The organism is Streptomyces sp. NBC_00224 (genome assembly GCF_041435195.1).
Taxonomy (GTDB): domain Bacteria; phylum Actinomycetota; class Actinomycetes; order Streptomycetales; family Streptomycetaceae; genus Streptomyces.
Window position 1 is genome coordinate 6,108,274 of record NZ_CP108106.1, and the last position, 23,225, is coordinate 6,131,498.

At 71.1% G+C, this 23,225-nt stretch carries 24 protein-coding genes; 10 read left to right on the top strand and 14 right to left on the bottom strand.

Features of this window, described 5'->3' with window-relative positions; all coding sequences use genetic code 11:
• Nucleotides 1-2: 2 nt before the first annotated feature.
• Both OG965_RS27400 and OG965_RS27405 read right to left on the bottom strand, forming a co-directional pair.
• On the bottom strand, nt 3-1,454 hold the full coding sequence (locus OG965_RS27400) for a penicillin-binding transpeptidase domain-containing protein (RefSeq protein WP_371654712.1): 1,452 nt from the start codon (nt 1,452-1,454) through the stop codon (nt 3-5).
• Complete coding sequence (locus OG965_RS27405) at nt 1,451-2,830, bottom strand: FtsW/RodA/SpoVE family cell cycle protein (RefSeq protein ID WP_371654713.1); 1,380 nt, start codon at nt 2,828-2,830, stop codon at nt 1,451-1,453. The genes OG965_RS27400 and OG965_RS27405 overlap by 4 nt, the downstream gene beginning before the upstream one ends.
• A gap of 123 nt (nt 2,831-2,953) precedes the next feature.
• Between OG965_RS27405 and OG965_RS27410 the strand changes: the two genes are divergently transcribed.
• Together OG965_RS27410 and OG965_RS27415 are read left to right on the top strand one after the other, a co-directional pair.
• Nucleotides 2,954-3,388 carry a DUF6325 family protein gene (locus OG965_RS27410; RefSeq protein ID WP_371654714.1) on the top strand — a complete coding sequence of 145 codons (435 nt, stop codon included), beginning with the start codon at nt 2,954-2,956 and terminating at the stop codon, nt 3,386-3,388.
• Nucleotides 3,389-3,391: 3 nt separating this feature from the next.
• On the top strand, nt 3,392-3,646 hold the full coding sequence (locus OG965_RS27415) for an SHOCT domain-containing protein (protein WP_371654715.1): 255 nt from the start codon (nt 3,392-3,394) through the stop codon (nt 3,644-3,646).
• Between the two features lie 9 nt (nt 3,647-3,655).
• On the opposite strand, the gene OG965_RS27420 is transcribed toward OG965_RS27415, so the two are convergent.
• The 5 genes from OG965_RS27420 to OG965_RS27440 all read right to left on the bottom strand — a co-directional run bounded on the left by OG965_RS27420 (nt 3,656) and on the right by OG965_RS27440 (nt 7,272).
• The gene (locus OG965_RS27420; RefSeq protein WP_371654716.1) at nt 3,656-3,997 is read right to left on the bottom strand and encodes an SH3 domain-containing protein; all 342 of its coding nucleotides are present in this window, start codon (nt 3,995-3,997) and stop codon (nt 3,656-3,658) included.
• An 88-nt stretch (nt 3,998-4,085) separates the two neighbouring features.
• Nucleotides 4,086-5,432, bottom strand: a complete 1,347-nt coding sequence (locus OG965_RS27425; protein WP_371654717.1) for an ATP-binding protein — start codon at nt 5,430-5,432, stop codon at nt 4,086-4,088.
• Nucleotides 5,429-6,175, bottom strand: a complete 747-nt coding sequence (locus OG965_RS27430) for a hypothetical protein (protein ID WP_371654718.1) — start codon at nt 6,173-6,175, stop codon at nt 5,429-5,431. Before OG965_RS27430 ends, OG965_RS27425 begins: the two co-directional genes overlap by 4 nt.
• 49 nt (nt 6,176-6,224) lie before the next feature.
• Nucleotides 6,225-6,869, bottom strand: a complete 645-nt coding sequence (locus tag OG965_RS27435) for a class F sortase (protein WP_371654719.1) — start codon at nt 6,867-6,869, stop codon at nt 6,225-6,227.
• Nucleotides 6,870-6,948: 79 nt separating this feature from the next.
• On the bottom strand, nt 6,949-7,272 hold the full coding sequence (locus OG965_RS27440; RefSeq protein ID WP_371654720.1) for a zinc-ribbon domain-containing protein: 324 nt from the start codon (nt 7,270-7,272) through the stop codon (nt 6,949-6,951).
• 120 nt (nt 7,273-7,392) lie between these two features.
• On the opposite strand from OG965_RS27440, the gene OG965_RS27445 reads away from it, so the two are divergent.
• Nucleotides 7,393-8,193 carry a nuclease-related domain-containing protein gene (locus OG965_RS27445; protein ID WP_371654721.1) on the top strand — a complete coding sequence of 267 codons (801 nt, stop codon included), beginning with the start codon at nt 7,393-7,395 and terminating at the stop codon, nt 8,191-8,193.
• Between the two features lie 388 nt (nt 8,194-8,581).
• Here the strand turns inward: OG965_RS27445 and OG965_RS27450 are convergent, their stop codons facing one another.
• Together OG965_RS27450 and ligD are read right to left on the bottom strand one after the other, a co-directional pair.
• Nucleotides 8,582-9,481 (bottom strand): ATP-dependent DNA ligase, encoded by a 900-nt coding sequence (locus OG965_RS27450; RefSeq protein WP_371654722.1) that lies wholly within the window; start codon nt 9,479-9,481, stop codon nt 8,582-8,584.
• On the bottom strand, nt 9,478-10,362 hold the full coding sequence (gene ligD, locus OG965_RS27455) for a non-homologous end-joining DNA ligase (RefSeq protein ID WP_371654723.1): 885 nt from the start codon (nt 10,360-10,362) through the stop codon (nt 9,478-9,480). The genes OG965_RS27450 and ligD overlap by 4 nt, the downstream gene beginning before the upstream one ends.
• 40 nt (nt 10,363-10,402) lie before the next feature.
• Here ligD and OG965_RS27460 point away from each other — a divergent pair, with 40 nt between their 5' ends.
• Complete coding sequence (locus OG965_RS27460) at nt 10,403-11,482, top strand: Ku protein (RefSeq protein ID WP_371654724.1); 1,080 nt, start codon at nt 10,403-10,405, stop codon at nt 11,480-11,482.
• 52 nt (nt 11,483-11,534) lie between these two features.
• On the opposite strand, the gene OG965_RS27465 is transcribed toward OG965_RS27460, so the two are convergent.
• The 5 genes from OG965_RS27465 to OG965_RS27485 form a co-directional block, all read right to left on the bottom strand.
• On the bottom strand, nt 11,535-13,262 hold the full coding sequence (locus OG965_RS27465) for an MFS transporter (protein ID WP_371654725.1): 1,728 nt from the start codon (nt 13,260-13,262) through the stop codon (nt 11,535-11,537).
• Nucleotides 13,263-13,626: 364 nt separating this feature from the next.
• A complete protein-coding gene (locus tag OG965_RS27470; RefSeq protein ID WP_371654726.1) occupies nt 13,627-14,172 on the bottom strand; it encodes a cupin domain-containing protein in 546 nt (181 codons plus the stop codon).
• A gap of 438 nt (nt 14,173-14,610) precedes the next feature.
• Nucleotides 14,611-15,825 (bottom strand): FAD-dependent oxidoreductase, encoded by a 1,215-nt coding sequence (locus tag OG965_RS27475; RefSeq protein ID WP_371654727.1) that lies wholly within the window; start codon nt 15,823-15,825, stop codon nt 14,611-14,613.
• 136 nt (nt 15,826-15,961) lie between these two features.
• The gene (locus OG965_RS27480) at nt 15,962-16,417 is read right to left on the bottom strand and encodes a carboxymuconolactone decarboxylase family protein (protein WP_371654728.1); all 456 of its coding nucleotides are present in this window, start codon (nt 16,415-16,417) and stop codon (nt 15,962-15,964) included.
• Between the two features lie 325 nt (nt 16,418-16,742).
• Complete coding sequence (locus OG965_RS27485; RefSeq protein ID WP_371654729.1) at nt 16,743-17,279, bottom strand: hypothetical protein; 537 nt, start codon at nt 17,277-17,279, stop codon at nt 16,743-16,745.
• A gap of 396 nt (nt 17,280-17,675) precedes the next feature.
• Here OG965_RS27485 and kdpF point away from each other — a divergent pair, with 396 nt between their 5' ends.
• The 6 genes from kdpF to OG965_RS27515 all read left to right on the top strand — a co-directional run bounded on the left by kdpF (nt 17,676) and on the right by OG965_RS27515 (nt 23,186).
• On the top strand, nt 17,676-17,765 hold the full coding sequence (gene kdpF / locus OG965_RS27490) for a K(+)-transporting ATPase subunit F (protein WP_063801986.1): 90 nt from the start codon (nt 17,676-17,678) through the stop codon (nt 17,763-17,765).
• A gap of 8 nt (nt 17,766-17,773) precedes the next feature.
• Nucleotides 17,774-19,438: a potassium-transporting ATPase subunit KdpA gene (kdpA, locus tag OG965_RS27495; protein ID WP_371654730.1), complete on the top strand. Its 1,665-nt coding sequence runs from the start codon at nt 17,774-17,776 to the stop codon at nt 19,436-19,438.
• 32 nt (nt 19,439-19,470) lie between these two features.
• Nucleotides 19,471-21,573: a potassium-transporting ATPase subunit KdpB gene (gene kdpB / locus OG965_RS27500; RefSeq protein WP_371654731.1), complete on the top strand. Its 2,103-nt coding sequence runs from the start codon at nt 19,471-19,473 to the stop codon at nt 21,571-21,573.
• A gap of 6 nt (nt 21,574-21,579) precedes the next feature.
• Entirely contained in the window at nt 21,580-22,263 is a 684-nt protein-coding gene (locus OG965_RS27505) for a potassium-transporting ATPase subunit C (RefSeq protein ID WP_371654732.1), read from the top strand.
• Between the two features lie 40 nt (nt 22,264-22,303).
• Nucleotides 22,304-23,002, top strand: coding sequence for a response regulator transcription factor (locus OG965_RS27510; protein WP_371654733.1), 699 nt, complete (start codon nt 22,304-22,306; stop codon nt 23,000-23,002).
• A gap of 109 nt (nt 23,003-23,111) precedes the next feature.
• On the top strand, nt 23,112-23,186 hold the full coding sequence (locus OG965_RS27515; RefSeq protein ID WP_371657075.1) for a 50S ribosomal protein bL37: 75 nt from the start codon (nt 23,112-23,114) through the stop codon (nt 23,184-23,186).
• Nucleotides 23,187-23,225: the final 39 nt, after the last annotated feature.

The following is a 23,225-nucleotide window of genomic DNA, read 5'->3' on the forward strand; positions in this document are numbered from 1 at the left end:
GCTCACCCGGCCAGTGCCGCCTCCATCACCGCCTTGGCGATCGGGGCCGCGTCGCCGCCGCCGCTGATGTCGGCGCGGTTGGCCTCCGCGTCCTCGACGACCACCGCCACCGCCACCGCGGGCTGGCCCGCGTCGGCGGCCTGGGCCCAGGAGATGAACCAGGCGTACGGATGGCCCCGGTTGCCCACGCCGTTCTGCGCGGTGCCGGTCTTGCCGCCCACCTTCGCCCCGGGGATCGCCGCGTTGGTGCCCGTGCCCTTCTCCACCACGTCCACCATCAGCTGCTGGAGCTGCGCCGCGGTGGCCGGGTTCATCGCCTGGCGGTAGGTGCGGGGGCCGTTCTGGGCGATGGTCGTGCCGCGCGCGGTGGTCGTACGCTCCACCAGGTACGGGTATTTGAGCTCCCCGCCGTTGGCCACCGCCGCCGCGACCATCGCCATCTGCAGGGGCGTCGCCGTGGTGTCGAACTGGCCGATGGAGGAGAGCGCCAGCTGGTCCGGGCCCATCTTCTTGTCGAAGTTGGACTTGGCCACCCCGGACGGGATCCGCAGCCGTGTGTCGTTGAAGCCGAACCGGCCCACCGCCTCCAGCATCCCGGACAGCCCCACCTTCACCCCCAGGTGCGCCATCACCGTGTTGCAGGAGACGACCACGGCGTACGCGAGCGAGGCCTTGCCGCAGCCGTCCGCCTCGTTGGGCAGCGTGGTGCTGGTGCCGGGCAGGACATAGGGGTCGGGTGTGGTGGTCGGCGCGTTCACATCGGTCACCGCGCCCGCGTCGAGCGCGGCCGCGGCGGTCACGATCTTGAAGGCGGAGCCCGGCGGATAGGTCTGCCGGATCGCCCGGTCGAGCATCGGCTGGTCGGGGTCCGCGTTCAGCGCGGACCAGGCGCCCTTGACCGCCCGCCCGGTCCCCGACAGCCTCCCCGGGTCGTACGAGGGGCTGCTGACCAGCGCGAGGATCCTGCCGGTGGCCGGCTCCACGGCGGCGACCGCGCCCCGCTTTCCCGCCAGCCCCCGGTAGGCGGCCCGCTGCACGGTGGCCCTGATGGTGGTGACCGCGTCGCCGCCGGGCCGCCGTTTGCGGGTGAGGCCGCCCCACAGCGGGGTGAGCAGCGGGGAGGTGCCGGAGAGCACCGGGTCCTCGGCGGCCTCGACGAGCGTCGTGCCGTACACCTGCGAGGCGTATCCGGTGATGGGGGCATAGAGCGGCCCGTCGGTGTACGTGCGCTCGTACCGCAGCGGCTGCCCGGTGTCCTTGGAGTCGGTGACCGCGTCGCCGTCCACCAGGATGTCGCCGCGCGGCTGGCCGTAACGGGCCAGCGTGGTACGGCGGTTGGCCGGGTTGTCGTCGAGCGCGTCGGCCTGGAAGACCTGCACGCGGGCCGCGTTGACCAGCAGCGCCACCAGCAGGACCAGACAGCAGGCGGCGGCCCGCCGGATGTAGCGGATCATCGGCTTCCCGTCCGGACGGGGGCGATCGTGCCGGTCTCCACGGCCGGGTGCGGGGTGCGCGCGCTGTCGCTGACCCGGATGAGGAGCGCCACGATCACCCAGTTGGTGACCACCGAGGAGCCGCCCTGGGCCAGGAACGGCATCGCCATGCCGGTGAGCGGGATCAGCCCCGTCACCCCGCCCGCGATCACGAACACCTGGAGGGCGAGGATCGAGGCGAGCCCGACGGCGAGCAGCCGCCCGAACGCGTCGCTCAGTGCGAGGGCGGCGCGGTAGCCCCGGGCGACGAGCAGCGCGTACAGCAGGAAGACGGCCGTCAGCCCCGCCAGGCCCAGCTCCTCGCCCGCCGTCGCCAGGATGAAATCGGACTTCGCGGCGAACCCGATCAGGATGGAGTGGCCGGCGCCGAGGCCGGTGCCGAACATGCCGCCCGCCGCGAAGGCGAAGAGCGACTGGGCGAGCTGGTCGGGGCCCTGGCCCGCGTCGATCGAGGCGAACGGGTGGAGCCAGTCCTGCACCCGGCCGTGGACGTGCGGCTCCAGCGCGCCGACGGCCGCCGCGCCGATGGCCGCCAGGAGCAGCCCGACCGCGATCCAGCCGGTGCGGCCCGTCGCCACGTACAGCATGATCACGAAGAGGCCGAAGAAGAGCAGTGAGGTGCCGAGGTCGCGCTCCAGGACCAGGACGCCGACGCTGAGCACCCAGATCGCCACGATCGGGCCGAGCACCCGGCCGGTGGGCAGTTGCAGCCGCCAGAAGCGGCGGCCGGTGTACGCGAGCGCGTTGCGGTTGGCGGCCAGGTATCCGGCGAAGAAGACCGCGAAGAGGATCTTGGCGAACTCGCCCGGCTGGAAGGAGAGTCCGCCCGCCCGGATCCAGATCTTGGCGCCGTTCACGGCGGGGAACGGGATCGGCACCACCATCAGGACCAGGGCGGAGGCGGCCGAGAGGTAGGCGTACCGCTGCAGGACGCGGTGGTCGCGCAGGGCCAGGACGACCGCGATGAAGAGCCCGACGCCGATCGTGGACCAGACGAGCTGGGTGGCGGCGGCCGCGCTGTGCGGGGTCTCCAGGTCGAGGCGGTAGATCAGGACCAGGCCGAGCCCGTTGAGCAGCACCGCGATGGGCAGCAGCAGCGGATCGGCGTGCGGGGCGCGGCGGCGGACCGCGAGATGGGCGAGGAGGGCGAGCAGCCCGAGCCCCGCGCCGTGGCGGGCCGCGTCGGGCGGGACGGCGCCGCTCTTGGCGAGGCCGACGCCCGCGTACCCGTAGACCGAGGCGAGGACGGCGCCGACGAGCAGCGTCAGCTCGACGCCCCGGCGTTTGGGGAGGCGCAGGGCGGGCGGCGGCTCGTCCGCGGCCGTCGGTGCGGTCATGTCGGGCAACGTAGCAAGCGAGAGCGCTTATGTCCCTTATGTCATAGTGTGCCGAGGGGTGGGAACGCCGAGGCGGGAAACCGTGGGCGGGAAACTGGCGGACCGTCACTGAGGAGTACGGCCATGGGGCCCGTGGAGTTCATCGTCCTCGCCTTCCCCGAGGAGCAGCTTCGGGTGCAGGCCGTCGACTCGCTCGTGGGGGTGCGCAGATCCCGCGCCGTACGGATGGTCGACGCGCTGGTGGTCACCAGGACCGCGGCCGGCGAGGTGCTCACCGCCGAGTTCGACGAGTTCGAGGAGCTCGCCGGGGTGCTGGTCGGCGAGGGCACCGAGCGGCTGATCGGGCCGGAGGACGTCAAGGAGGCGGCGGACCTGCTCGACCTGGGCAGTTGCGCGCTGGTGGTCCTGATCGAGCACCTGTGGGCCGAGGAGGCGGCGAAGGGGGTGCGGGCCGCGGGCGGGCACGTCGCCGGGTCGGTGCGGATCCCGCCGGAGCGCCTGGAGGAGGTCAGGGCGGCCCTGGCCGCACGGGCCCAGGCCGTACGAGAGGAAGGCTGAGCCATGTTCATCCGGCCCGCCCGAGCGGCGGTACGACCCGTGGTGCGCCCGTCCGGCGCCCCGCTGCTGCGCGGCCTCCTGGTGGGCGGCCCGCGCCCCGCGAAGCCCGCGCCCGCCGCCGGGGCGCCGCCAGGGGCCCCCGGGCCCGGCGACGCCGCCCTGGTGGACCGGCTGACTCAGCTGGGGCGGCTGGCCCAGCAGGGGTTGCTCACTCCCGAGGAGTTCACAGCCGCGAAGGCGAAGCTGCTGGGGCTGTGAGGTGACGGCTCAGCACCAGCGGGGCACCGGGCCGATGTTGTCGATGTAGAACGCCGCCCCCCACGCCCAGGTGCCGTCGGTCAGCAGGTACCAGCGGTTGTTGCCCTCGACGCTGTCGCCGCGGGTCTTGCAGAAGATGTGGACGATCGACCCGAACGGCGCCTTGCCGATGATGCGGCTGCTACGGGTCGGCTTGTCCCTGAGCAGCAGGCCGGACTTGGCCGTCACCCGGCCCCGGTAGTCGTTGTTGACGGATTCCTCGGCGGTCGCGGGGCCGGCCGCCGCGAGGGCGGCGACCGCCCCGGTGGCCACGCACAGACCCAACAGGGCAAGCGGAGAACGGGGGGACACAGTGCCTCCTGGGGAGAGGAGGGCCGTGTTCCACGGCCCTTGGCTCGCCCCGCTCACGTTAGGTTCGCTTCTTGCCGACCGCAAAGCGCTAAGGGGTGCGAGGACCGCCGGACGGGGTACGCGCCGCGCTCTCGCCACCCGTCCCGGCCTGCCCGTCCGGGTGCCCGGGGCCCTCCGGCGCGCCGTCCGGGTCCACGTACTCCGGCAGGGTCAGCCGCGCCAGCGCGCCGCCGTCCGACGCGTTGGCGAAGCTCAGCCGGGCCCCGAGGACCGAGGCCTGCCCGGCCGCGATGGTCAGGCCGAGCCCGTGCCCCTTGCTGCCGCCCTCGGTCCTGAAGCGCTGGGGGCCGTGGTCGAGCAGATACGCGGGATAGCCGGCGCCGTGGTCCCGCACCGTCACCACCGGGCCGTTCACGCGCAGCTCCACCGGGAGCGCGCCGTGCTTGTGGGCGTTGCCCAGGAGGTTGGCCAGGACCCGCTCCAGGCGGCGCTTGTCGGTCTCCACGCAGGTGTCGCGGACGATCACCAGCTCGGTGTGCGTCCCGGAGGCCCGCACCACGCGCTCCACCAGCGGCCCCAGTTGCTCCAGGTCCAGGTCGACCCGCTCGCTGCCCGCCTCCAGGCGGGAGATCTCCAGGAGGTCCTCGGTGAGCGAGCGCATCGCCTTCACCCGGTCCCGTACCAGCTCGGCGGGCCGCCCCTCGGGCAGCAGTTCGGCGGCCGCGTGCAGACCGGTCAGCGGCGTGCGCAGCTCGTGGGCCACGTCCGCGGTGAAGCGCTGTTCGCTCAGCAGCTTGTTCTGGAGCGTCCCGGCCATGGTGTCGAGCGCCCCGGCGACCGTGGCCACCTCGTCCTGGGGGCGCGAAGGGTCCTTCGTGCGGGGGTCGTTGACCCGGGCGTCCAGGTCGCCCGCGCCGATCCGGCGGGCCACCGTCGCCGTCTGGTGCAGCCGGCGGGTGACCCGGGTGACGCCGAAGACGCCGACCAGGAGGGTGGCGCCGATGGCGAGGATGGAGGAGCCGAGGATCGCCTGGTCCAGGCCCGTGATGGTGCGGGCGCTCTGGCTGTAGTCGATCGAGACCGCGATCGCGCGGCCGTCGGCCGGACCCGCCGCCCACATGGTCGGGCGGCCCCGGTCGTCGGCGACGACCGTGCCGCGCTTGCCGGAGACGGCCAGCTCGCGCAGGGAGGCGGGCAGGTCCCGCGGGTCGAGGCCCGAGCCCGGCGGCAGCGGCTCGCCCGCCTCGTACGCGCGCGAGACGTCCTCCAGCTTGTCCAGCGCCTTGTCGCGGGCCTGGCCGACGGTCTGCCGGGTCACCGAGGCGTGGACGAGCACACCGAGCAGCGCCGCGAGCGCGCAGCACATCACGGTGATGAAGACCGCGGCCTTCCAGGTGAGCGTCGCCGTCCAGGCGGGCAGCCGGGGCCCTCTCACCGGGTGCTCGCGGAGGCGCGCGGCGACGGGCCGGAGGTCTTGGGGTGGGGCAGGGGATTGGGGGAGCGCTTCGGCTCCACCCGGATGATCTCGTCACGGGTGGGCAGCATCGCGTGCTGGTGGTCGTCCCACGACCAGGCCGTGCGGTACTCGTACCCCGGGATGCCCGCCGAGACCGAGTGCAGGATGACGTCCCGCCCGGCCAGCTCCACGCGGATCAGCTGGTCCGAGGTGGACATGATCCGGGTGAGGGCGCCGCGGTCGGGCATGTAGCAGCGCACGGCCAGCTGCTGCTCGGGCATCTTGATGCCGAGGATCAGCTCGTCCCTGCCGTCGCCGGTCAGATCGCGGTAGTACGCCTTGAGCACCGGGCAGCCCTTCGGCTTCTGGCGGCACTGATTGAGCTGGCGAACCGTTTCCTCGTAGAGCCCGTCGGTGCCCGTGTACTGGTCGGGGTGGGCCCGTACCTCGGCCTGGACGACCGCGACCGGGTCGAGGGTGCGGACGTCGCCGCCCGGCACCTTGATGCCGGGCACCCGTTCCGTCTGGCCCTCGCCGAAGTCCATGGGCGTCGTCGTGGGCTTGGGCAGATCGGGCCACAGATGGACCGGGCCGACCGCCGTGGGAGTCGCACCCGCACCCTCCAGGCTGCCCGCGTTGCCGCAGCCGGAGAGCAGCAGGGCTGCGGCGCCGGCGGCGAGCAGCAGAAGTGCTGCGCGGGCGGGGCGGCGGTGGCGGGTCAAGGTGCTCCTGTCGTGCGGACGGCGGCACCGGGAACGGCACCGCCCCCGGCTACTTCACCTTCACCAGATCGGCGTAGAAGATGATGTTGGCCGAGCGGTGGCCGTTCTTGATCGGGCCGCCGCAGGTGATGAGGCGGAGTTCCGGACGGTCGGTCTTTCCGTAAACCTTATTCGTAGGGAAGTCTGTTTTGTCCACTTGCTGAGTCTCGCGGATCCGGAAGACGGCGGTGGAACCGTCCGCCCTGCCGACCTCGATGACGTCCCCCACGTGCATCTTCTTCACATCGCGCAGCAGGGCCGGGCCCTTCGCGGTGTCGTAGTGCGCCACGATCACGGACGCGCCCTTCTCGCCGGGCGTGACACTGCCGGTGTACCAGCCCGCCAGCTCCGCCTTGTCGACCGGGGGCACCTCCAGCTCCTGCTTCTCGTCCACACCCAGACGCAGCACCGGGCTCGCGTCGACGCCCGCCGACGGGATGACCACCCGGGTCGGCTCGGCCGCCTTCAGCGGGCCCACCTGCTGGCGGGCCTGTGTGGTGGTGGCGTTCTGGACGGTGACGTCGGGAGCCTTGGCCCCGGACGAACCCGAGCCGCAGGCTGCCAGCCCGCCGCCCACGGCGAGGGCGAGCGCGGCGGCGGCCGCGAGCCGGGCCGTGCGGCGCGGACGGGGGCGGGAGGGCGTGGACGCAGTCATGGCCACCACGCTAGGCGGGCGGTGTTGCGGAGCTTTCCCGGCCTTGTAACAGCTGTCCATAACCGCGGCGACGGCGTCGTTACTGCTGGTAGGGGTTCTGCCCGGGAGCCTGTCCCTGCATCTGGCCCGGCTGCGGCTGCGGCTGCGGCTGGTGGCCCGGCTGCGGCCCGGCGGCCGACGCGAGCAGCTGCTCGGCCGCTTCCTTGGTGATCTGCTGCTCCATGCCGCAGAAGGTGCACTGCGTGCGGTACTTGGTGGAGACCGGGAAGAGCGGGATGAAGAACAGCGTGAACTTGGTGACGTACTTGCGCAGGCCGTGAGCGGCCGGATTGCCGCAGTTCCCGCAGACGAGCGTCATCATGGCGAGCTGGTACAGATATCCCTTGGTGCCCCAAATGAGCATCGGACTTCCCCTCCCGAGGTAAAGCGGCGCGTGTGCGCGCAGTAGCGGCTCGCACTATACGAGCCGCGATATTGCCCTGCGCGGCCGGTGCTGTTCCCATGGGCGTGGGGGTGATGCGGGATGTCGGGACTGCGGGTGACACCGGTGCACCGGCACGGACGGGCACGGCTGTACGTCAGCCTCCCGGACGGCAGGAGCGCCGCCTGGTACGACAGGGACAGCGGGCGGGTCAGCCTGCTCCTGGAAGAGTGCCGCGACGCCGTCCTGGCCGCGCTCGCGCCCTTCGTCGTGGGCGAGGTGACGGTCGGCCCGCCGCCCGTACCGACCTCCGCCGACCTGGCCCGGCTCTCCCTCCACCCCGACGACGACCTGGCGCCGAACCGCCCCGGCGAGGCGCTCCTCGGGGAACTGGAACACGCGGGCCCGGCGCGCCGCTTCCGCGAGGACCCGCGCCGTGTCCTGCTCGCGGCGCAGGAGCGGGTGGGGGCGGGCCTCGACGCGCTGGAGGGGGCGGGGTGGCGGATCCTGCACTCGGTGCCGCTGCCCGGTGACGGCCGCCTCGACCACCTGGCGATCGGCCCGGCCGGGGTGCTCACGGTCCGTACGCTCGCGGCGCACCGGCACCGGGTGCGGATCGCCGACCCCCAGGTCGGGGTCGGCCGTTCCGCGCCGGCGCCGGTACTGCGGTGGGTCCGGCGGGACGCGGAACGGGCGTCGCTGGCGTTGGCGGCGGGGGTGCGGGGGGTGTTGGTGGTGGCGGACTCCGACCGCGTCGAGCTGGCCGCCCCGCCGCGGGACGTACGGGTCCTGCGCGACGCGGAGCTTCCCGGTCTGGCGCGGCTGGGTGGGGTGCTGAAGCCGGCGGATGTGGAGGGGCTGTACTGGACGGCGCGGGACCGCCGGACGTGGCTGAGGGTTTGAGCCCCCACCCCGCCCCTTCACCTAGACCCTCCGGGGGTGGGTGGGGGTGGGGGTGGTCTCCCGGGGGCTGCGCCCCCGGACCCCTTTTGCGGGGCCTGCGGCCCCTTCACCCCGCTTCGGGGCTCCGCCCCGGACCCCCGTTCGTCTGCGGACCGTGGCTGGCTGGTCGCGCAGTTCCCCGCGCCCCTTAGGGCACCCCACTCCTCAGACGCCGGAGGGGCTGACTTTCGTGCCGCCGGGGCCGGAGTTACCTAAGGGGCGCGGGGAACTGCGCGACCAGCCACATCCGACCCGCAGACAAAAGAGGGTTCGGGGGCGCAGCCCCGGGAGAGCCGTCCTCACCCCCCACCCACCCCCGGAGGGTTTAGGGAAGGGGCGGGGTGGGGGCTCAAACCGGTGGAGACTGCCGCAGGCGCAGCACCGTTGTCACCCCCAGCCGCGCGGACCCCCGCTCCACCTCCGCCAACACCCCACCCCCGTCCACCGACGTGTACCCCACCTCCCCCCACCCCGGCGCCACAGCCGTACGGGTAGGAGCCGAAGGCGGCAAGTGGGCCCGGCCCGCCTCCGCCCGCAGTGACGACGACAGCGGCGTGGAGACCGTCACCTCGTCGTCCCCCGGCAGCACCAGGACCAGCGCGCTGGGGCGCCGCGCGGACCCCACGTACCCCACCACCACCCCCTCCCACGTCTCCGTGTGCCGCAGTTTGCGCCACGCGCGTCTGCCGCCCTGGTACGGGGAGTCGTCCCGCTTGGCCACCAGGCCCTCGATCCCGCTCGCCGGGAGCGTCTCGTACCAGGTGAGGGCCGTCTCCACATCGCGAGTCGCCGGGACCGGCTGGAGCGGGGGGCCCAAGGGGTCCAGCAGGGACACCAGTCGGGCCCGGCGCTCCCCGTACGGCAGGCGCCGCACGTCCTCGCCCCCGTCGGCGAGGACGTCGAACGCCGCGTACGACGCCGGCAGCCGGGCCGCGAGGAGACCGGCCCGGCCCGGCGTCGCCGCCGCCCGGCGCTGCACCGCCGCGAAGTCCGTGCGGCCGCCCGTCCACACCACGACCTCCCCGTCGAACACGCACCCCGCCGGCACCGCCAGCGCCGCCGCCACCAGGTCGGGGAACGCGGCCGTCACGATCCGCCCCGACCGGGCCTGGAGCACCACCCCGTCCGCCTCCCGGAACACCACCATCCGGTGGCCGTCGAACTTCGGCTCGTACCACCAGCCCGGCCCGCGCGGCAGCTCCCGTACGGACTGCGCCAGCGCCACCCGCACCGGCGGCCGCACGCTCACGGCAGCCGCCCCGCCCGGTTGAGGTTGATCAGGGGCCCCAGCAGGTCTCCGTCCCTCGACAGGCGCGGTTCCATGTCGCCCAGCAAAAAGACCAGATCATCAGCCCTGCGGCAGGACTCCACCTCGTCCCACGACACCGGCGCCGACACCGTCGGCCGCTCCCTCGCCCGGAGCGTGTAGGGCGTCGCCGTCGTCTTCGCCGCCGCGTTCTGGCTGTGGTCGACGAACACCTTGCCGGGGCGCAACACCTTCGCCATGCGGTGCGTGACCAGGTCCGGGAGCGCCGCCTCCGCCTCCTTCGCCAGCTCCTTCGCGTACTGGGAGACCCGCTCGGACGGGGTCGGCTCCAGCGGGACCAGCAGGTGCAGGCCCTTGGAGCCGGAGGTCTTCGCGTACGCGTGCAGGCCGTCCGCCGTCAGGCGCTCGCGCAGCCACCGCGCCACCGCGCAGCACTCCACCACCGTCGCCGGGTCCCCGGGGTCCAGGTCGAAGACCATCCGGTCGGCCCGCGCGGGCGCGTCCGCCTGCCACTGGGGGGTGTGGAACTCCACCACCAGGTTGGCCGCCCACATCAGGGTCGACAGGTCCGGGACCGTCACCTGGCGCGCTTCGCTGTCCTCGGAGCGCGGCACCGGGGCCGTGGTCACCCAGGAGGGTGTGCCGGGCGGGGGATTCTTGGTGAAGAAGAGCTGGCCGTCGGGGCCGTCCGGGTAGCGCAGGAACGACACCGGCCGGTTGTGCAGATGGGCGAGGAGAGCCCCGGCGACGGAGGCGTAGTAGTGCAGCACCTCGCCCTTGGTGGTGCCGGTCGCCGGATACAGCACCTTCTCCAGGCGGGAGAGCGCGATCCGCCGCCCCTCCACCCATGTGATCGGCGTCATACGATGAGAATCCCACTAATACCGGCAGAGGGGATGAAGAGTGCGATCCATATGGAATGGTGCGATCTCATTCGGGCTGGTCAGTATTCCGATCAAGCTCTTCAACGCCACCGAGAGCCACTCGATCTCGTTCCGGCAGATCCACACGGAGGACGGCGGACGGGTCCGCTACCGCAAGGTGTGCGAGCTGGACGGCGAGGAGCTGGAGACGTCCGAGATCGGCAAGGCGTACGAGGACGCGGACGGGTCGCTGGTTCCGATCACCGACGACGACCTGGCCGCGCTGCCGCTGCCCACCGCCAAGACCATCGAGATCGTCGCGTTCGTGCCGGCCGACTCCATCGACCCGCTCCAGATCGACACGGCGTACTACCTGAGTGCCAGCGGTGTCCCGGCGGCCAAGCCGTACACCCTGCTCAGGGAGGCGCTCAAGCGGAGCCGGAAGGTGGCCGTCGCCAAGTTCGCGCTGCGCGGGCGCGAGCGGCTCGGGATGCTGCGGGTCGTGGACGACGTCATCGCCATGCACGGGCTGCTGTGGCCGGACGAGATCCGCGCCCCCGAGGGCGTCGCCCCGGACAGCGGGGTGAAGGTCCGCGACGCCGAGCTCGATCTGGCCGACGCCCTGATGGACACCCTCGGCGAGGTCGACGTCGACTCGCTGCACGACGACTACCGGGAGGCCGTGGAGTCCCTCATCGCCTCCAAGGCGGGCGGCGCGCTGCCCCCGGCCGAGGCCCCGGAGACCAAGGGCGGCGGCAAGGTCATCGATCTGATGGCCGCGCTGGAGAAGAGCGTGCGCGCGGCGAAGGAGGCGCGCGGCGAGGAGGCGGCGGAGCCGGCCGAGGTCACCGAACTCAAGCCGCGCAAGACGGCCGCCCGCAAGACGGCCCCGGCGAAGAAGACCGCGAAGGCGGCCACGAAGACCGCGGCCAGGACCGCCACCAGGACCGCCACCAAGACCACTTCGGCCAAGAGCGCGACCAAGTCGACGTCGAAGACCGCCGCCAAGAAGTCGGCGGCGTCCCCCAAGGCCTCCGCCACGGGCGCCAAGAAGTCCACCGCCACCACGGCCGAGAAGGCCGCGAAGAAGACGGCCCCCCGCAAGCGCGCGTCGGCCTGACGGCCCTTCGTACGCCCACGGGGAGCCTGATCAGAGCAGCCTCACGCCGGCGTCACACGCCTCGGGCGACGGGCTCGCCCAGCGCCTCCAGCTCCGCGTCCAGGTCGCGCGCGTGCACCTCGCGGGGCAGCGCGAACATGCCGAGCGCCACCAGCACCAGGATCCCGACCCCGTACCAGAGGCTGAGGTCGAAGCTCTTGACGAAGTTGTGGCTGACGGCCTCCTGGCCCTGCCTGGTCAGGATCGGCTGGACCTTGTCGGCGCCCGGCACCGAGGAGGGCTGACAGCTGGCCGGGACCTTGGTCGGGTCCGACTCGGCCGACCTGTCGTGCACACACGCCCGGAAGCCGTTGACGATGTCGTCGACGCCGCCCGCCGGGACCCCGGCGGTCACCAGCTCCTGGCGCAGGGCCGGAGTGACCTTGTCGACGCCGTGGTCGGAGTCGCTGGACAGATGGCCGAAGAAGAGCACGCCGACCAGGGCGACGCCGAGCGCCATGCCGACCTGCTGGGTGGTGCCGAGCAGACCGGAGGCGGAGCCCGCGTCCTTGGCGGGCACCTTGGTGAGGATCGCGTCGATCATCGGGGCGACCACCAGACCGAAGCCGAAGCCGGTCACCACCAGCGGCGCGATCATCTGCCAGGACGGGATGTCCGGACCGTAGTGGTGGGCGACGAAGATGTACGCGGCGAAGCCGAGCGCGTTCAGGAGCGCCCCGCCGATCAGCGTGAGGCGGCCGATGCGCGGGGTGAACACCTCGACCGCGAGGCCGGAGCCCGCGGCGGCGCCGACCGCGAAGGCCGCGCCGGTCAGACCGGCGCGCATCGGCGACCAGCCCAGCCCCAGCTGCATGTACAGCGTCCACACCAGGAAGAAGCCGCCGAGCGCGATCCAGAACAGTGTCCACACCAGCATGCCCGCGGTGAACGCCCGCTCCTTGAACAGACTGAGCACCACCAGCGGCGAGCCCACGGTCCGGGTGCGGTGCCGCTCGAAGACGACGAGGATGCCGAAGACCACGACCGCGCCGCCCATCAGGACGAACGTCCAGGCCGGCCAGTCGAGCGCCCGGCCCTCGGCGAGCGGATAGACCAGCATCAGGATGCCGGTCACGGCGATCACCACGCCGATCGGGTCCAGCTTGGGCGCGGCGGGCGACTTGGACTCGCCGACGAAGAACCAGGCGGCGATCAGCGCGCCGATGCCGACCGGGATGTTGACCAGGAAGATCGGACGCCACTCCAGGTCGGCGATGTTCGCGTCGACCAGCACACCGCCGACGATCAGACCGGCCACCGACGCCGAGCCGAGCACACCGCCCCAGATGCCGAGCACCTTGCCGCGCTCCTCGGACGGGAACGTGACGTGGATGATCGCCAGGATCTGCGGGACCATCAGACCGGCCATGGCGCCCTGGAAGAAGCGCGCGCCGATCAGCATGCCGGGGCCGCCGGCGACACCGCAGAGCGTCGAGGCGATGGTGAAGCCCGCCACGCCGATCAGGAACATCTTCTTGCGGCCGAAGATGTCGCCGAGCCGCCCGCCGGTGATCAGCAGGGCCGCGAAGCCCAGTACGTATCCGGCCACGACCCATTCGATCTGGGTGTAGTCGGCGTGCAGGTCCTTCTGGATGCTCGGGATGACGACGTTGACGATCGTCACGTCGAGCATGTCCATGAACCCGGCCACCAGAACGATGATCAGGGCGAGCCAGCGGCGCGGGTCGAGCGCCGGCGCTTCGCCGGACGCGTCGGCTCCGGCGTGGGTGTCGTGAGTCATGGCGTTTCTACCTCTGACCGATCGTGGTGACCGGGGCCGTCCGAGCCCGGTCGTGACGGATGGAGCGTGATGAGACGAGTGCCATTTGCGGGTCTCCTTGCCACAGCGGCAGGAAAAAGTGCGTCACTGACATGACGACACAGGGGCTGGGGGTGTGACTTTTCGCAGGTCACACCCCTTTTACGCCCGGACAGGCGGCCGCCCCGCGGATCGCTTGGGCGATCGGGCGGGGCGGAGGGGAGAGACGGGCCCGGGGCACATGGAAGCGCCCTCCCGCAGGGGTGTTGAGCCCATGGCGGGCCCACACCACCGCTCAAGAATGGCGTTCACACACTCCGGCGGCCTGAACCGCTGCCTAAGTCGCTCAAGCGACCGGCTGCTGGGTGGTGTACTCGGCAAGCAGGCGCTGGGCGTCCGCGTCGGCCTGGCCCGCCGGGACGAGAACGCCCTCGGGGGTGAGGCGCAGCGGCTCGGTGCCCGCCATCCGCCAGTCGAACTTCGCCGCCAGCTCGAAGAGGTCGGACTGGATCAGCGGGCCGCCCTTCTCGTGCTCGGCGGCGAGCGCGGTCGGGTGGTACAGCTCGTACCCGCCCGGCAGGTGCAGCGTCAGGAAGTGGCAGCCGCCCTCGACCGTGGTGGACCAGGTGTGCTCGGTGCCCTTGGAGATGTGCGCCATGCCGCCGGGGCCGAGCGTGGTCACCTCGCCGTCGATGTACATGATCAGGGAGCCCTCCAGGACGAAGTAGGTCTCGTCGGACTCGGCATGCGTGTGGAGCGGCGGTCCGGGGGTGGCGGCGGCTATCTCGCCTTCCACGAGGGCGGCGGCGCCATCCGTGGCACCACTCGGCAGGACGATTTCAAACCCGCGGCGGCCGGGGGGACGGTCCTCGGGGTAGATGATGGTCGTCATGAATCCCTCTCTGGCCTGACTTCTATCAAGTGGTTACGGGTTTAGCACGGGGCGGCGGGTGCGGGTCAAGCAGCGCTCAACTTGCCCGTCGGGCGCGGCTCCAGTGGCACTCAGGCCCCTGGTGAACAGCTCTAGCACGGCTGTGTGCGAGCGCGGGATTTCCGCAGTTGGACACTTGTGGACGGGCAGTTGTGGTTACCGCTGGTTGTCCTCTCGTGAAATTGCCGGGAGTTCAGGGGGCTGCGACGGAAAGACCGGGTCCTGTCGTTTTCCCGTCCGGCATCCCTGCGGCATCTCTGCGGCATCTGTCCGATGTCCATCCGATGTCTGTCCGGTTTTCTGCGTGTCGCGTGTCGCGGTCGTGGAATTTCCCGAAACGCCGACGGGCGGGTAGGGGCGCGATGTGCGCCCCTACCCGCCCGTACGGCGGCCGTCGACTCAGACCCGCTCGGGGGTCCGTACGTGCTCGGGCCGCGGCCCGTACCCGATCATCCGGGCGATCAGCTTCCGCATCGGCCGCACATGCTCCGCGATCGCCAGGAACCGCGGCGGCTTGGACTCGCGCGTGCCGTGCAGCGTCGGCGCGATCAGCTGGTTCTGGAGCTGGATCTGCATCCGCTGGATGGCGATCACCGGGGGCAGCCGGCGGCGCTGCACGGCCGCCAGGTCCTCGGTGCTCACCGCGCCCCGCCGCAGCGGTTCGGCCAGCAGGTTGGCGGTGGCCACCGCGTCCTGCACGGCGACGTTGATCCCGAACCCGCCGACCGGCGACATCGCGTGCGCCGCGTCCCCGATGAACAGCAGCCCCGGCCGGTACCACCGCTTGAGCCGCTCGACCCGGACCTCCAGCATCCGCGCGTCCGAGAACTCGATCTTGTCCGGCCGGTCGCCCATCCACGGCAGCAGCGCGCGCACGCTCTTGCGCAGCGACTCGATGCCCTCGGCCTGGAGCTCGGCGTACCGGCCCTTGGGGATGACGTACGCGAACTGCCAGTACGTGTCCCGGCAGATGCCGATGAGCAGGCCCTGCTGGCCCATGCGGATGAAGGTGTCCGGCGGGTCGCTCTCCTCGCGGGGGATCCGGAACCACAGGTCGTCCATCGGCGCCCCGAACCCCTGCGGGACGAGCCCGGCCGGGCGGCGCAGCACCGAGTCGCGGCCGTCGGCGGCCACGGTGAGGACCGCGCGCAGCTCGTGCTCGCCCTCGGCGTCGCGGTAGCGCACACCCTGGGCCCGGTCGCCCTCGCGGATCAGTCCGTGCACCTCCGCGCCCATCTTCAGATGGAAGTTGGGGTACTTGGCGGCCTCGGCGGCGAGCAGGTTGAGGAAGTCCCACTGGGGGACGAAGGCGATGTACGGGTACGTGCCGGACAGCAGCCGCTGGTCGGCGACGAGTACGTCGCGGGTGTCGGTGACCATGTTGATCCCCGGCGTGGTGCGGTGCGGCAACTCCAGGAAGCGCTCGGCGAGGCCCAGCTCGGCGAGGACGTCCAGGGTGGAGGGGTGGATCGTGTCGCCGCGGAAGTCCCGCAGGAAGTCCCGGTGCTTCTCCAGGACCGTGACTTCGATGCCGGCCCGGGCGAGCAGCAGGCCCAGCATCGCGCCGGCCGGCCCGCCCCCGACTATGCAGCAGGTGGTTGTCTCGGTTGCCATTCGTGCCACCTCGGCGTCGCGCATGGATGTCGTACGGAGTCGATCTCGGCGAGCATGCCCCACCGGCGTCGTGGGTGCCAAGGTCGAACAGATCGAATGGAGTGTCAGAACCCGTACAGCAAACGGAAGTTGGGATTCACCAGGTCTGGCCGCCCTGCTGGCGGGTGGCCGCGTTGAGGCGGTTGTAGAAGTTGCTGACGCCTATCCACAGCACCAGGGCCGCGAGCGGCTTCTCGTCGTAGTGCCGGGCGGCCTCGTCCCAGACGTCGTCGGGGACCGGCTCGGCGCGGTCGTTGAGCCGGGTGACGGACTCGGTGAGGGCCAGCGCGGCCCGCTCGGCGTCCGTGAAGTACGGCGTCTCGCGCCAGGCGGCCACCGCGACCAGGCGCTCCGCGCTCTCGCCGCCCTTCATCGCGTACCGGGTGCCGGAGTCGACGCAGGCGCTGCATCCGTTGATCTGGCTGGCGCGCAGATGGACGAGGTGCATCGTGGTGGCGGGCACTCCGGCGCTGTGGGTCGCCTTCTGAAGTCCCCGAACGGCCTCCATCGCCCCCGGGACGAGCGTCGCCGGGCTCGGCATCCGTGCTTCCATGACTGTTCTCCTGGCTGCCACTCGATGCGTGGCCTGGGCTCCGACTGTCATGGAATTGACGAAGTGGGACGTGTAAGTGTGACGGGCCGGGCGTGTCGCCCCGCACGACAACGGCGCGCCCGCCCCGGACAGGCCCCTAGGGCCTGTCCGGCGGATCTTGTCTGGGACGCGGGGTCCTGGCACGCCCATCTGCGGCGTTGTCGTCGGTTGCCGACGCTCCGCGTCGACGCCCTCCTCCGCCTTGCAGCTGGACGCACCAGGACCCCGCTCACCAGGACCGAAAGGCGAAGGCACCTCGCGGGCGACCAGATCCGCCGGACAGGCCCTAGCCCAGTCCCGACGCCCTGAACACTCCCCGGGCCGTCTCCCGGTCGACCCGGGCCGAGACCTGCCGCAGGGCCGTCTCGCCGCAGCGGAGCGTCCCGCGCGCCACGCTCGTACGGGCGCCCGCGTCCACCAGGCGCCACAGCGGCGGGTTGGTGACGAGCACCCGGGGGTCGATCTCGGCCCGGCCGCCCTCCGCGTCGCGCAGGACGAGGCGCTGGGCGACCCCGTCCGACCAGCGCACCGACACCAGCCGGTCGGTGCGCACGGCCCGGGCCCGCAGTGGCCCGCGCGCGACCAGAGATCCCGGGGCCGCCGACACCCGGGCCGGCCACAGCACCAGGAGCAGCAGTACGGCCAGGCCCGCCCACAGCGCGGCGCGCCAGGGCGTGAGCGTGCCCGCCCCGGTGTCGATGAGCAGCAGCAGACCGAGCAGCACGGCCGCGCACCCACCCGCCGAGCGCGCCTCACCCGCCCAGGTGCGGTCGTACGCGGGCGCGGAGGCAGTACGGGGTGTCCGTCGTCCTATGGCTCTCATGCCCGAGACGCTAGGGACCGGGCCGGGGCCCGTCGGCGTCCGTTGACGAACCGTTGACGCCCGCCCGCCGAGTCCTGACGGCGGGCATACGGCTCCCTGACGCCGCGTACACCGTCCGGCATTCGTTGACGCGGTTCGCCTCGTACGCCGCCCCGCGCCACCGTCTGGGAAGCCGCGTATGAAAGGCGTCAAGGACGCGCCAGTAGCCGTAAGGGGCTCGTCAACGAAACGTGCGGAGGGCGCACGGAGAGGTTTGCTCTAGAGGTCCGCCCATTCCCCGCTCATTTCCGAGCATCTTCCAGTTCTGGAGTTCGCGATGGCCGATCTGGCCTTCGTCGTCACCACGATCGCGGTTTTCGCGTTGGTGGCGCTCATTGCCAAGGGGGTGGCGAAGCTGTGACTGCCGAGAACATCGTCGGTCTGATCGTGGCCGTCGCCCTGCTGGGTTACCTCGTCCTCGCCCTTGTGTACCCGGAGAGGTTCTGAGCCCCGCCATGTCTCCTGTTCTTTCCGGTGTGCTCCAGTTCGCCGCGCTCGCGGTGGCACTGGGCCTGTCCTACCGGCCGCTGGGCGACTACATGGCCGGCGTCTACTCCTCCGACAAGCATCTGCGCGTCGAGAAATGGATCTACAAGGCCGTTGGTGCCAACCCGTCCACGCAGATGCGCTGGCCCGCGTATCTGAGGGGTGTCCTGGCCTTCTCTGCGGTCAGCGTCCTCTTCCTCTATCTGCTCCAGCGTATGCAGGGCCACCTGCCCGGCTCGCTCGGCTTCGTGTCGATCCCGGCGGACCAGGCGTTCAACACGGCGGCGTCGTTCGTGTCGAACACCAACTGGCAGTCGTACTCGGGCGAGCAGGCCATGGGCCACGTGGTGCAGACCGGCGGTCTGGCGGTGCAGAACTTCGTCTCCGCCTCGGTGGGTATCGCGGTCGCGGTTGCCCTGGTGCGCGGCTTCGCCCGGTCCCGTACCGGTGAGCTCGGCAACTTCTGGTCCGACCTGGTGCGCGGCACGGTCCGTATTCTGCTGCCGATCGCGGTGATCGGCGCGGTCGTGCTCGTGGCGTGCGGTGCGATCCAGAACTTCGCCGGTATTCATGAGGTCGGTCAGTTCATGGGCGGCTCGCAGCAGTGGAACGGCGGCGCTGTCGCTTCGCAGGAGGCGATCAAGGAGCTGGGCACGAATGGCGGCGGTTACTTCAACGCCAACTCCGCCCACCCCTTCGAGAACCCCAATGGCTTCTCCAACCTCTTCGAGATCTTCCTGATTCTGGTGATCCCGTTCGCTCTGACCCGGACGTTCGGGAAGATGGTCGGAAGCGTCAAGCAGGGGTACGCGATCCTGGCGACGATGGTCACCATCTGGGTCGGATTCACCGCGCTCATGATGTGGACCGAATTCGCCCACCACGGACCGGCGTTCGACATCGCCGGCGGTGCGATGGAGGGCAAGGAGACCCGCTTCGGCATCGGCGGCACCTCGATCTTCGCGGTCGCCAGCACGCTCACCTCCACCGGCGCGGTGGACGGCTTCCACTCCTCGCTGACCGGTTTCGGCGGCGGTATCACCATGCTGGGCATGCAGCTCGGCGAGATCGCGCCGGGCGGCACCGGCTCGGGTCTGTACGGCATGCTGATCATGGCGATCATCGCGGTGTTCCTGGCGGGCCTGATGGTGGGCCGTACGCCGGAGTACCTGGGCAAGAAGATCGGCACGCGCGAGATCAAGTTCGCGGCCTGCTACATCCTGATCACCCCGGCCCTGGTCCTGGGGTTCACGGCGGTCGCCATGGCGATGCCCTCCACACGCGACTCGATGACCAACTCGGGCGCGCACGGCTTCTCCGAGGTGCTGTACGCGTACACCTCGGGCGCCAACAACAACGGCTCCGCCTTCGCGGGTCTGAACGCGAACACCGAGTGGTTCAACACCTCGATCGGGCTGGCGATGCTGCTCGGCCGGTTCCTGCCGATGGTGTTCGTGCTCGCGCTGGCGGGCTCGCTGGCGGAGCAGAAGCCGATCCCGGAGACGGCGGGCACGCTGCGCACCAACAAGCCGCTGTTCACGGGCCTGTTGACCGGCACGATCCTGATCGTCACCGGTCTGACCTACTTCCCCGCGCTCGCGCTGGGACCGCTGGCCGAGGGGCTGGCGTCATGACCACGAACCTGAAGTCTGAGGAGCCCCGCTCCATGTCCACTGCCACTCCTACGCGCGCGCCGCACAGTGACGTCCCCACCGGTCACAAGGACCAAAAGAAGGTCGGCGGGGGCCTGTTCGACCCCAAGCAGCTCCTGAAGTCCTTCCCGGACGCGATCAGGAAGCTCGATCCCCGGGTGATGGTCAAGTCTCCCGTGATGTTCGTCGTCGAGATCGGGTCGGTCCTGACCACGATCCTGGCGGTCAAGGACCCGGGGGACTGGTTCGGCTGGGCGATCGCGGGCTGGCTGTGGCTGACCACGATCTTCGCGAACCTGGCGGAGGCGGTCGCGGAGGGCCGGGGCAAGGCGCAGGCCGACACCCTGCGCAAGGCCAAGACGGACACGGTCGCACGACGGCTGTCCACGGACGGCCGTACTGAGGAGCGGGTGCCCGGCACCGACCTCAAGATCGGCGACCTGGTCGTCTGCGAGGCGGGCGACGTCATCCCCGGCGACGGTGACGTCGTCGAGGGCGTCGCATCCGTCGACGAGTCCGCCATCACCGGCGAGTCCGCTCCCGTCATCCGCGAGTCGGGCGGCGACCGGAGCGCGGTGACCGGTGGTACGAAGGTCCTCTCCGACCGGGTGGTCATCAAGATCACGACGAAGCCGGGCGAGACGTTCATCGACCGGATGATCAACCTGGTCGAGGGCGCGGCGCGCCAGAAGACGCCGAACGAGGTCGCGCTCAACATCCTGCTCGCCTCGCTGACGATCGTGTTCCTGCTGGCGGTGGTCACGCTCCAGCCGTTCGCGAAGTACGCGGGCGCCGAGCAGTCGATGATCGTCCTTGCGGCCCTGCTGGTCTGCCTCATCCCGACGACGATCGGCGCGCTGCTCTCCGCGATCGGCATCGCGGGTATGGACCGCCTCGTACAGAGGAACGTCCTGGCGATGTCGGGCCGCGCGGTGGAAGCTGCGGGCGACGTCTCGACGCTGCTCCTGGACAAGACCGGCACGATCACCCTGGGCAACCGCCAGGCGTCCGAGTTCGTGCCCGTACGCGGGACGACCGAGGCGGAGGTGGCGGACGCCGCCCAGCTCTCCTCGCTGGCCGACGAGACGCCCGAGGGCCGCTCGATCGTGGTGCTGGCCAAGGAGAAGTACGGGCTGCGCGAGCGCCACCAGGGCGAGCTGACGGACGCCGAGTGGATCGCCTTCACCGCCCAGACCCGTATGTCGGGCGTGGACGTGGACGGGCGCAAGATCCGCAAGGGCGCGGCCGGCTCGGTCGTGGCGTGGGTGAAGGAGCGGGGCGGCAGTGTTTCACAGGACGCCCAGGCGCTCACCGACCGGATTTCCCAGGCTGGTGGCACGCCGCTGCTGGTGGCTCTGGAAGATGCTGAAGGCGCCCGTGTACTGGGCGTGATCCACCTCAAGGACGTCGTCAAGGAGGGCATGCGGGAGCGGTTCGAGGAGCTGCGCCGGATGGGCATCAAGACGGTCATGATCACGGGTGACAACCCGCTGACCGCCAAGGCCATCGCGGAGGAGGCGGGCGTGGACGACTTCCTCGCCGAGGCCACCCCCGAGGACAAGATGGCCCTGATCAAGCGCGAGCAGGCCGGCGGCAAGCTGGTCGCGATGACGGGCGACGGCACCAACGACGCCCCCGCGCTGGCCCAGGCGGACGTGGGCGTGGCCATGAACACGGGCACGTCGGCCGCCAAGGAGGCCGGCAACATGGTCGACCTCGACTCCAACCCGACCAAGCTGATCGAGATCGTGGAGATCGGCAAGCAGTTGCTGATCACCCGGGGCGCGCTGACCACGTTCTCCATCGCCAACGACGTGGCGAAGTACTTCGCGATCATCCCGGCGATGTTCGCGGTGGTCTACCCGGGCCTGGACAAGCTCAACATCATGGACCTGTCCTCGCCCAAGTCGGCGATCCTGTCCGCCGTCATCTTCAACGCGCTGATCATCATCGCGCTGGTCCCGCTCGCCCTGAAGGGCGTCCAGTACAAGCCCACCAGCGCCGACAGGATGCTCCGCCGCAACCTCGGGATCTACGGTCTCGGCGGCCTCATCGCCCCCTTCATCGGCATCAAGCTCATCGACCTGATCATCTCCCTCATCCCCGGAATCGGCTGACCTGCGATGAACAACTCAGTTGGAAACACGGCCCGGTTGATCGGCGCGGGCCTGCGCGCCCTGCTGGTCCTCACGGTGATCTGCGGAATCGTCTACCCGCTCGCGGTCACGGGCATCGCCCAGGCCGCCCTCGGCGGCAAGGCGAACGGCTCGGAGATCAAGTCGCAGGGCAAGGTGGTCGGTTCGGAACTGATCGGCCAGCGCTACGACCTCCCCAAGAAGAACCCGTCCGACCCCGAGGAGGCGGCCCGCCCGGACCTGCACTGGTTCCAGCCGCGCCCGTCCAACGGCCTGGGCTCCAACAAGGCCAACGGCGTCAACACCCAGTACGACCTGATCGTGTCGGGCGCGACGAACCTGTCCGGCGACAACGAAAAGCTGATCCAGCAGGTGAAGGACGCGAAGGCGGCGGTGGTACGGGACAACTCGACCCCGACGTACAAGGTCGAGCCGTCCGACGTCCCCGCCGAGGCGATCACCTCCTCGGGCTCGGGCCTGGACCCCGACATCTCCCCGGCGTACGCGAAGCTCCAGGCCCACCGGGTGGCGCAGGTGAACGGCCTGCCGGTGGCGGAGGTGGAGAAGCTGGTCGCGGACAACACCACGGGCCGCATCCTCGGCTTCATCGGAGAGCCGCGGGTCAACGTCCTGAAGCTGAACATCGCGCTGAAGGAGACAGTGGGGAAGTGACGGGCTTAGGGGCGGGCCGGGTGTCCGAGCAGGTGGACCGATGACCAGGGTGCTGGTGGTGGAGGACGAGCCGCAGCTCGTACGGGCGCTGGAGATCAACCTCAGAGCACGCCGGTACGACGTGGACGCGGCCCCCGACGGCGAGACCGCCCTCACCCTGGCCGCCGCGAACCCACCGGACGCGGTGCTCCTGGACCTGGGTCTGCCGGACATGGACGGCATCGACGTGATGCGCGCACTGCGCCGCTGGTCACGGGCTCCGATCCTGGTGGTGTCGGCCCGGAGCACGTCGGACGAGAAGGTGGACGCGCTGGACGCGGGCGCGGACGACTACATCACGAAGCCGTTCAGCATGGACGAGCTCGTGGCGCGGCTGAGGGCGGTGACGCGGCGGGGGGACGGGACCGGGGTGGCACCCGGCCCGGGGGCACCGGGCCGGGTGTCGACCCCCGCCTTCACCCTGGACCTCCTGGCGAAGAAGGCGACTCGCGACGGCGCCCCCGTACGCCTGACGCCGACGGAATGGCACCTCCTGGAGGTCCTGATCCGCCACCGGGGCCGCCTGGTCACCCAACGCCAACTGCTCCAGGAGGTCTGGGGCCCGACGTACCGCACCCAGACCAACTACCTCCGCGTATACATGGCCCAACTGCGCCGCAAGCTGGAGGCGGACCCGTCGCACCCGAGGTATCTGGTGACCGCGCCGGGGATGGGGTACCGGTTCGAGTTCGAGGTGTGAGGGGGAGGGGCGGAACGTAAGGTAGGCCAAAACGGGCCATTGCAGACATGTGCAGGCCTTTGCAGACCTTTGCAGACCTTTGCAGACCTTACGTAGGGAGACGAGGGCCATGTCGAAGCGAGGCAACAAGCGACGGGCGCGGAAGAAGAAGAGCGCGAACCACGGGAAGCGGCCGAACACGTGATCCGGGGCGTCCGGCGCTGAGCGCGGACGCACGGCAGGG

Bases quoted from the DNA above. Each gene is read 5' to 3' on its own strand.
- OG965_RS27485 (WP_371654729.1), bottom strand. From the start codon at position 17,279: ATGAGAGCCATAGGACGACGGACACCCCGTACTGCCTCCGCGCCCGCG.
- OG965_RS27480 (WP_371654728.1), bottom strand. From the start codon at position 16,417: ATGGAAGCACGGATGCCGAGCCCGGCGACGCTCGTCCCGGGGGCGATG.
- OG965_RS27435 (WP_371654719.1), bottom strand. From the start codon at position 6,869: ATGACTGCGTCCACGCCCTCCCGCCCCCGTCCGCGCCGCACGGCCCGG.
- OG965_RS27510 (WP_371654733.1), top strand. From the start codon at position 22,304: ATGACCAGGGTGCTGGTGGTGGAGGACGAGCCGCAGCTCGTACGGGCG.
- OG965_RS27405 (WP_371654713.1), bottom strand. From the start codon at position 2,830: ATGACCGCACCGACGGCCGCGGACGAGCCGCCGCCCGCCCTGCGCCTC.
- OG965_RS27440 (WP_371654720.1), bottom strand. From the start codon at position 7,272: ATGCTCATTTGGGGCACCAAGGGATATCTGTACCAGCTCGCCATGATG.
- OG965_RS27505 (WP_371654732.1), top strand. From the start codon at position 21,580: ATGAACAACTCAGTTGGAAACACGGCCCGGTTGATCGGCGCGGGCCTG.
- OG965_RS27410 (WP_371654714.1), top strand. From the start codon at position 2,954: ATGGGGCCCGTGGAGTTCATCGTCCTCGCCTTCCCCGAGGAGCAGCTT.
- OG965_RS27475 (WP_371654727.1), bottom strand. From the start codon at position 15,825: ATGGCAACCGAGACAACCACCTGCTGCATAGTCGGGGGCGGGCCGGCC.
- OG965_RS27445 (WP_371654721.1), top strand. From the start codon at position 7,393: ATGTCGGGACTGCGGGTGACACCGGTGCACCGGCACGGACGGGCACGG.
- OG965_RS27400 (WP_371654712.1), bottom strand. From the start codon at position 1,454: ATGATCCGCTACATCCGGCGGGCCGCCGCCTGCTGTCTGGTCCTGCTG.
- ligD (WP_371654723.1), bottom strand. From the start codon at position 10,362: ATGACGCCGATCACATGGGTGGAGGGGCGGCGGATCGCGCTCTCCCGC.
- kdpB (WP_371654731.1), top strand. From the start codon at position 19,471: ATGTCCACTGCCACTCCTACGCGCGCGCCGCACAGTGACGTCCCCACC.
- OG965_RS27465 (WP_371654725.1), bottom strand. From the start codon at position 13,262: ATGACTCACGACACCCACGCCGGAGCCGACGCGTCCGGCGAAGCGCCG.
- OG965_RS27470 (WP_371654726.1), bottom strand. From the start codon at position 14,172: ATGACGACCATCATCTACCCCGAGGACCGTCCCCCCGGCCGCCGCGGG.
- kdpA (WP_371654730.1), top strand. From the start codon at position 17,774: ATGTCTCCTGTTCTTTCCGGTGTGCTCCAGTTCGCCGCGCTCGCGGTG.
- OG965_RS27415 (WP_371654715.1), top strand. From the start codon at position 3,392: ATGTTCATCCGGCCCGCCCGAGCGGCGGTACGACCCGTGGTGCGCCCG.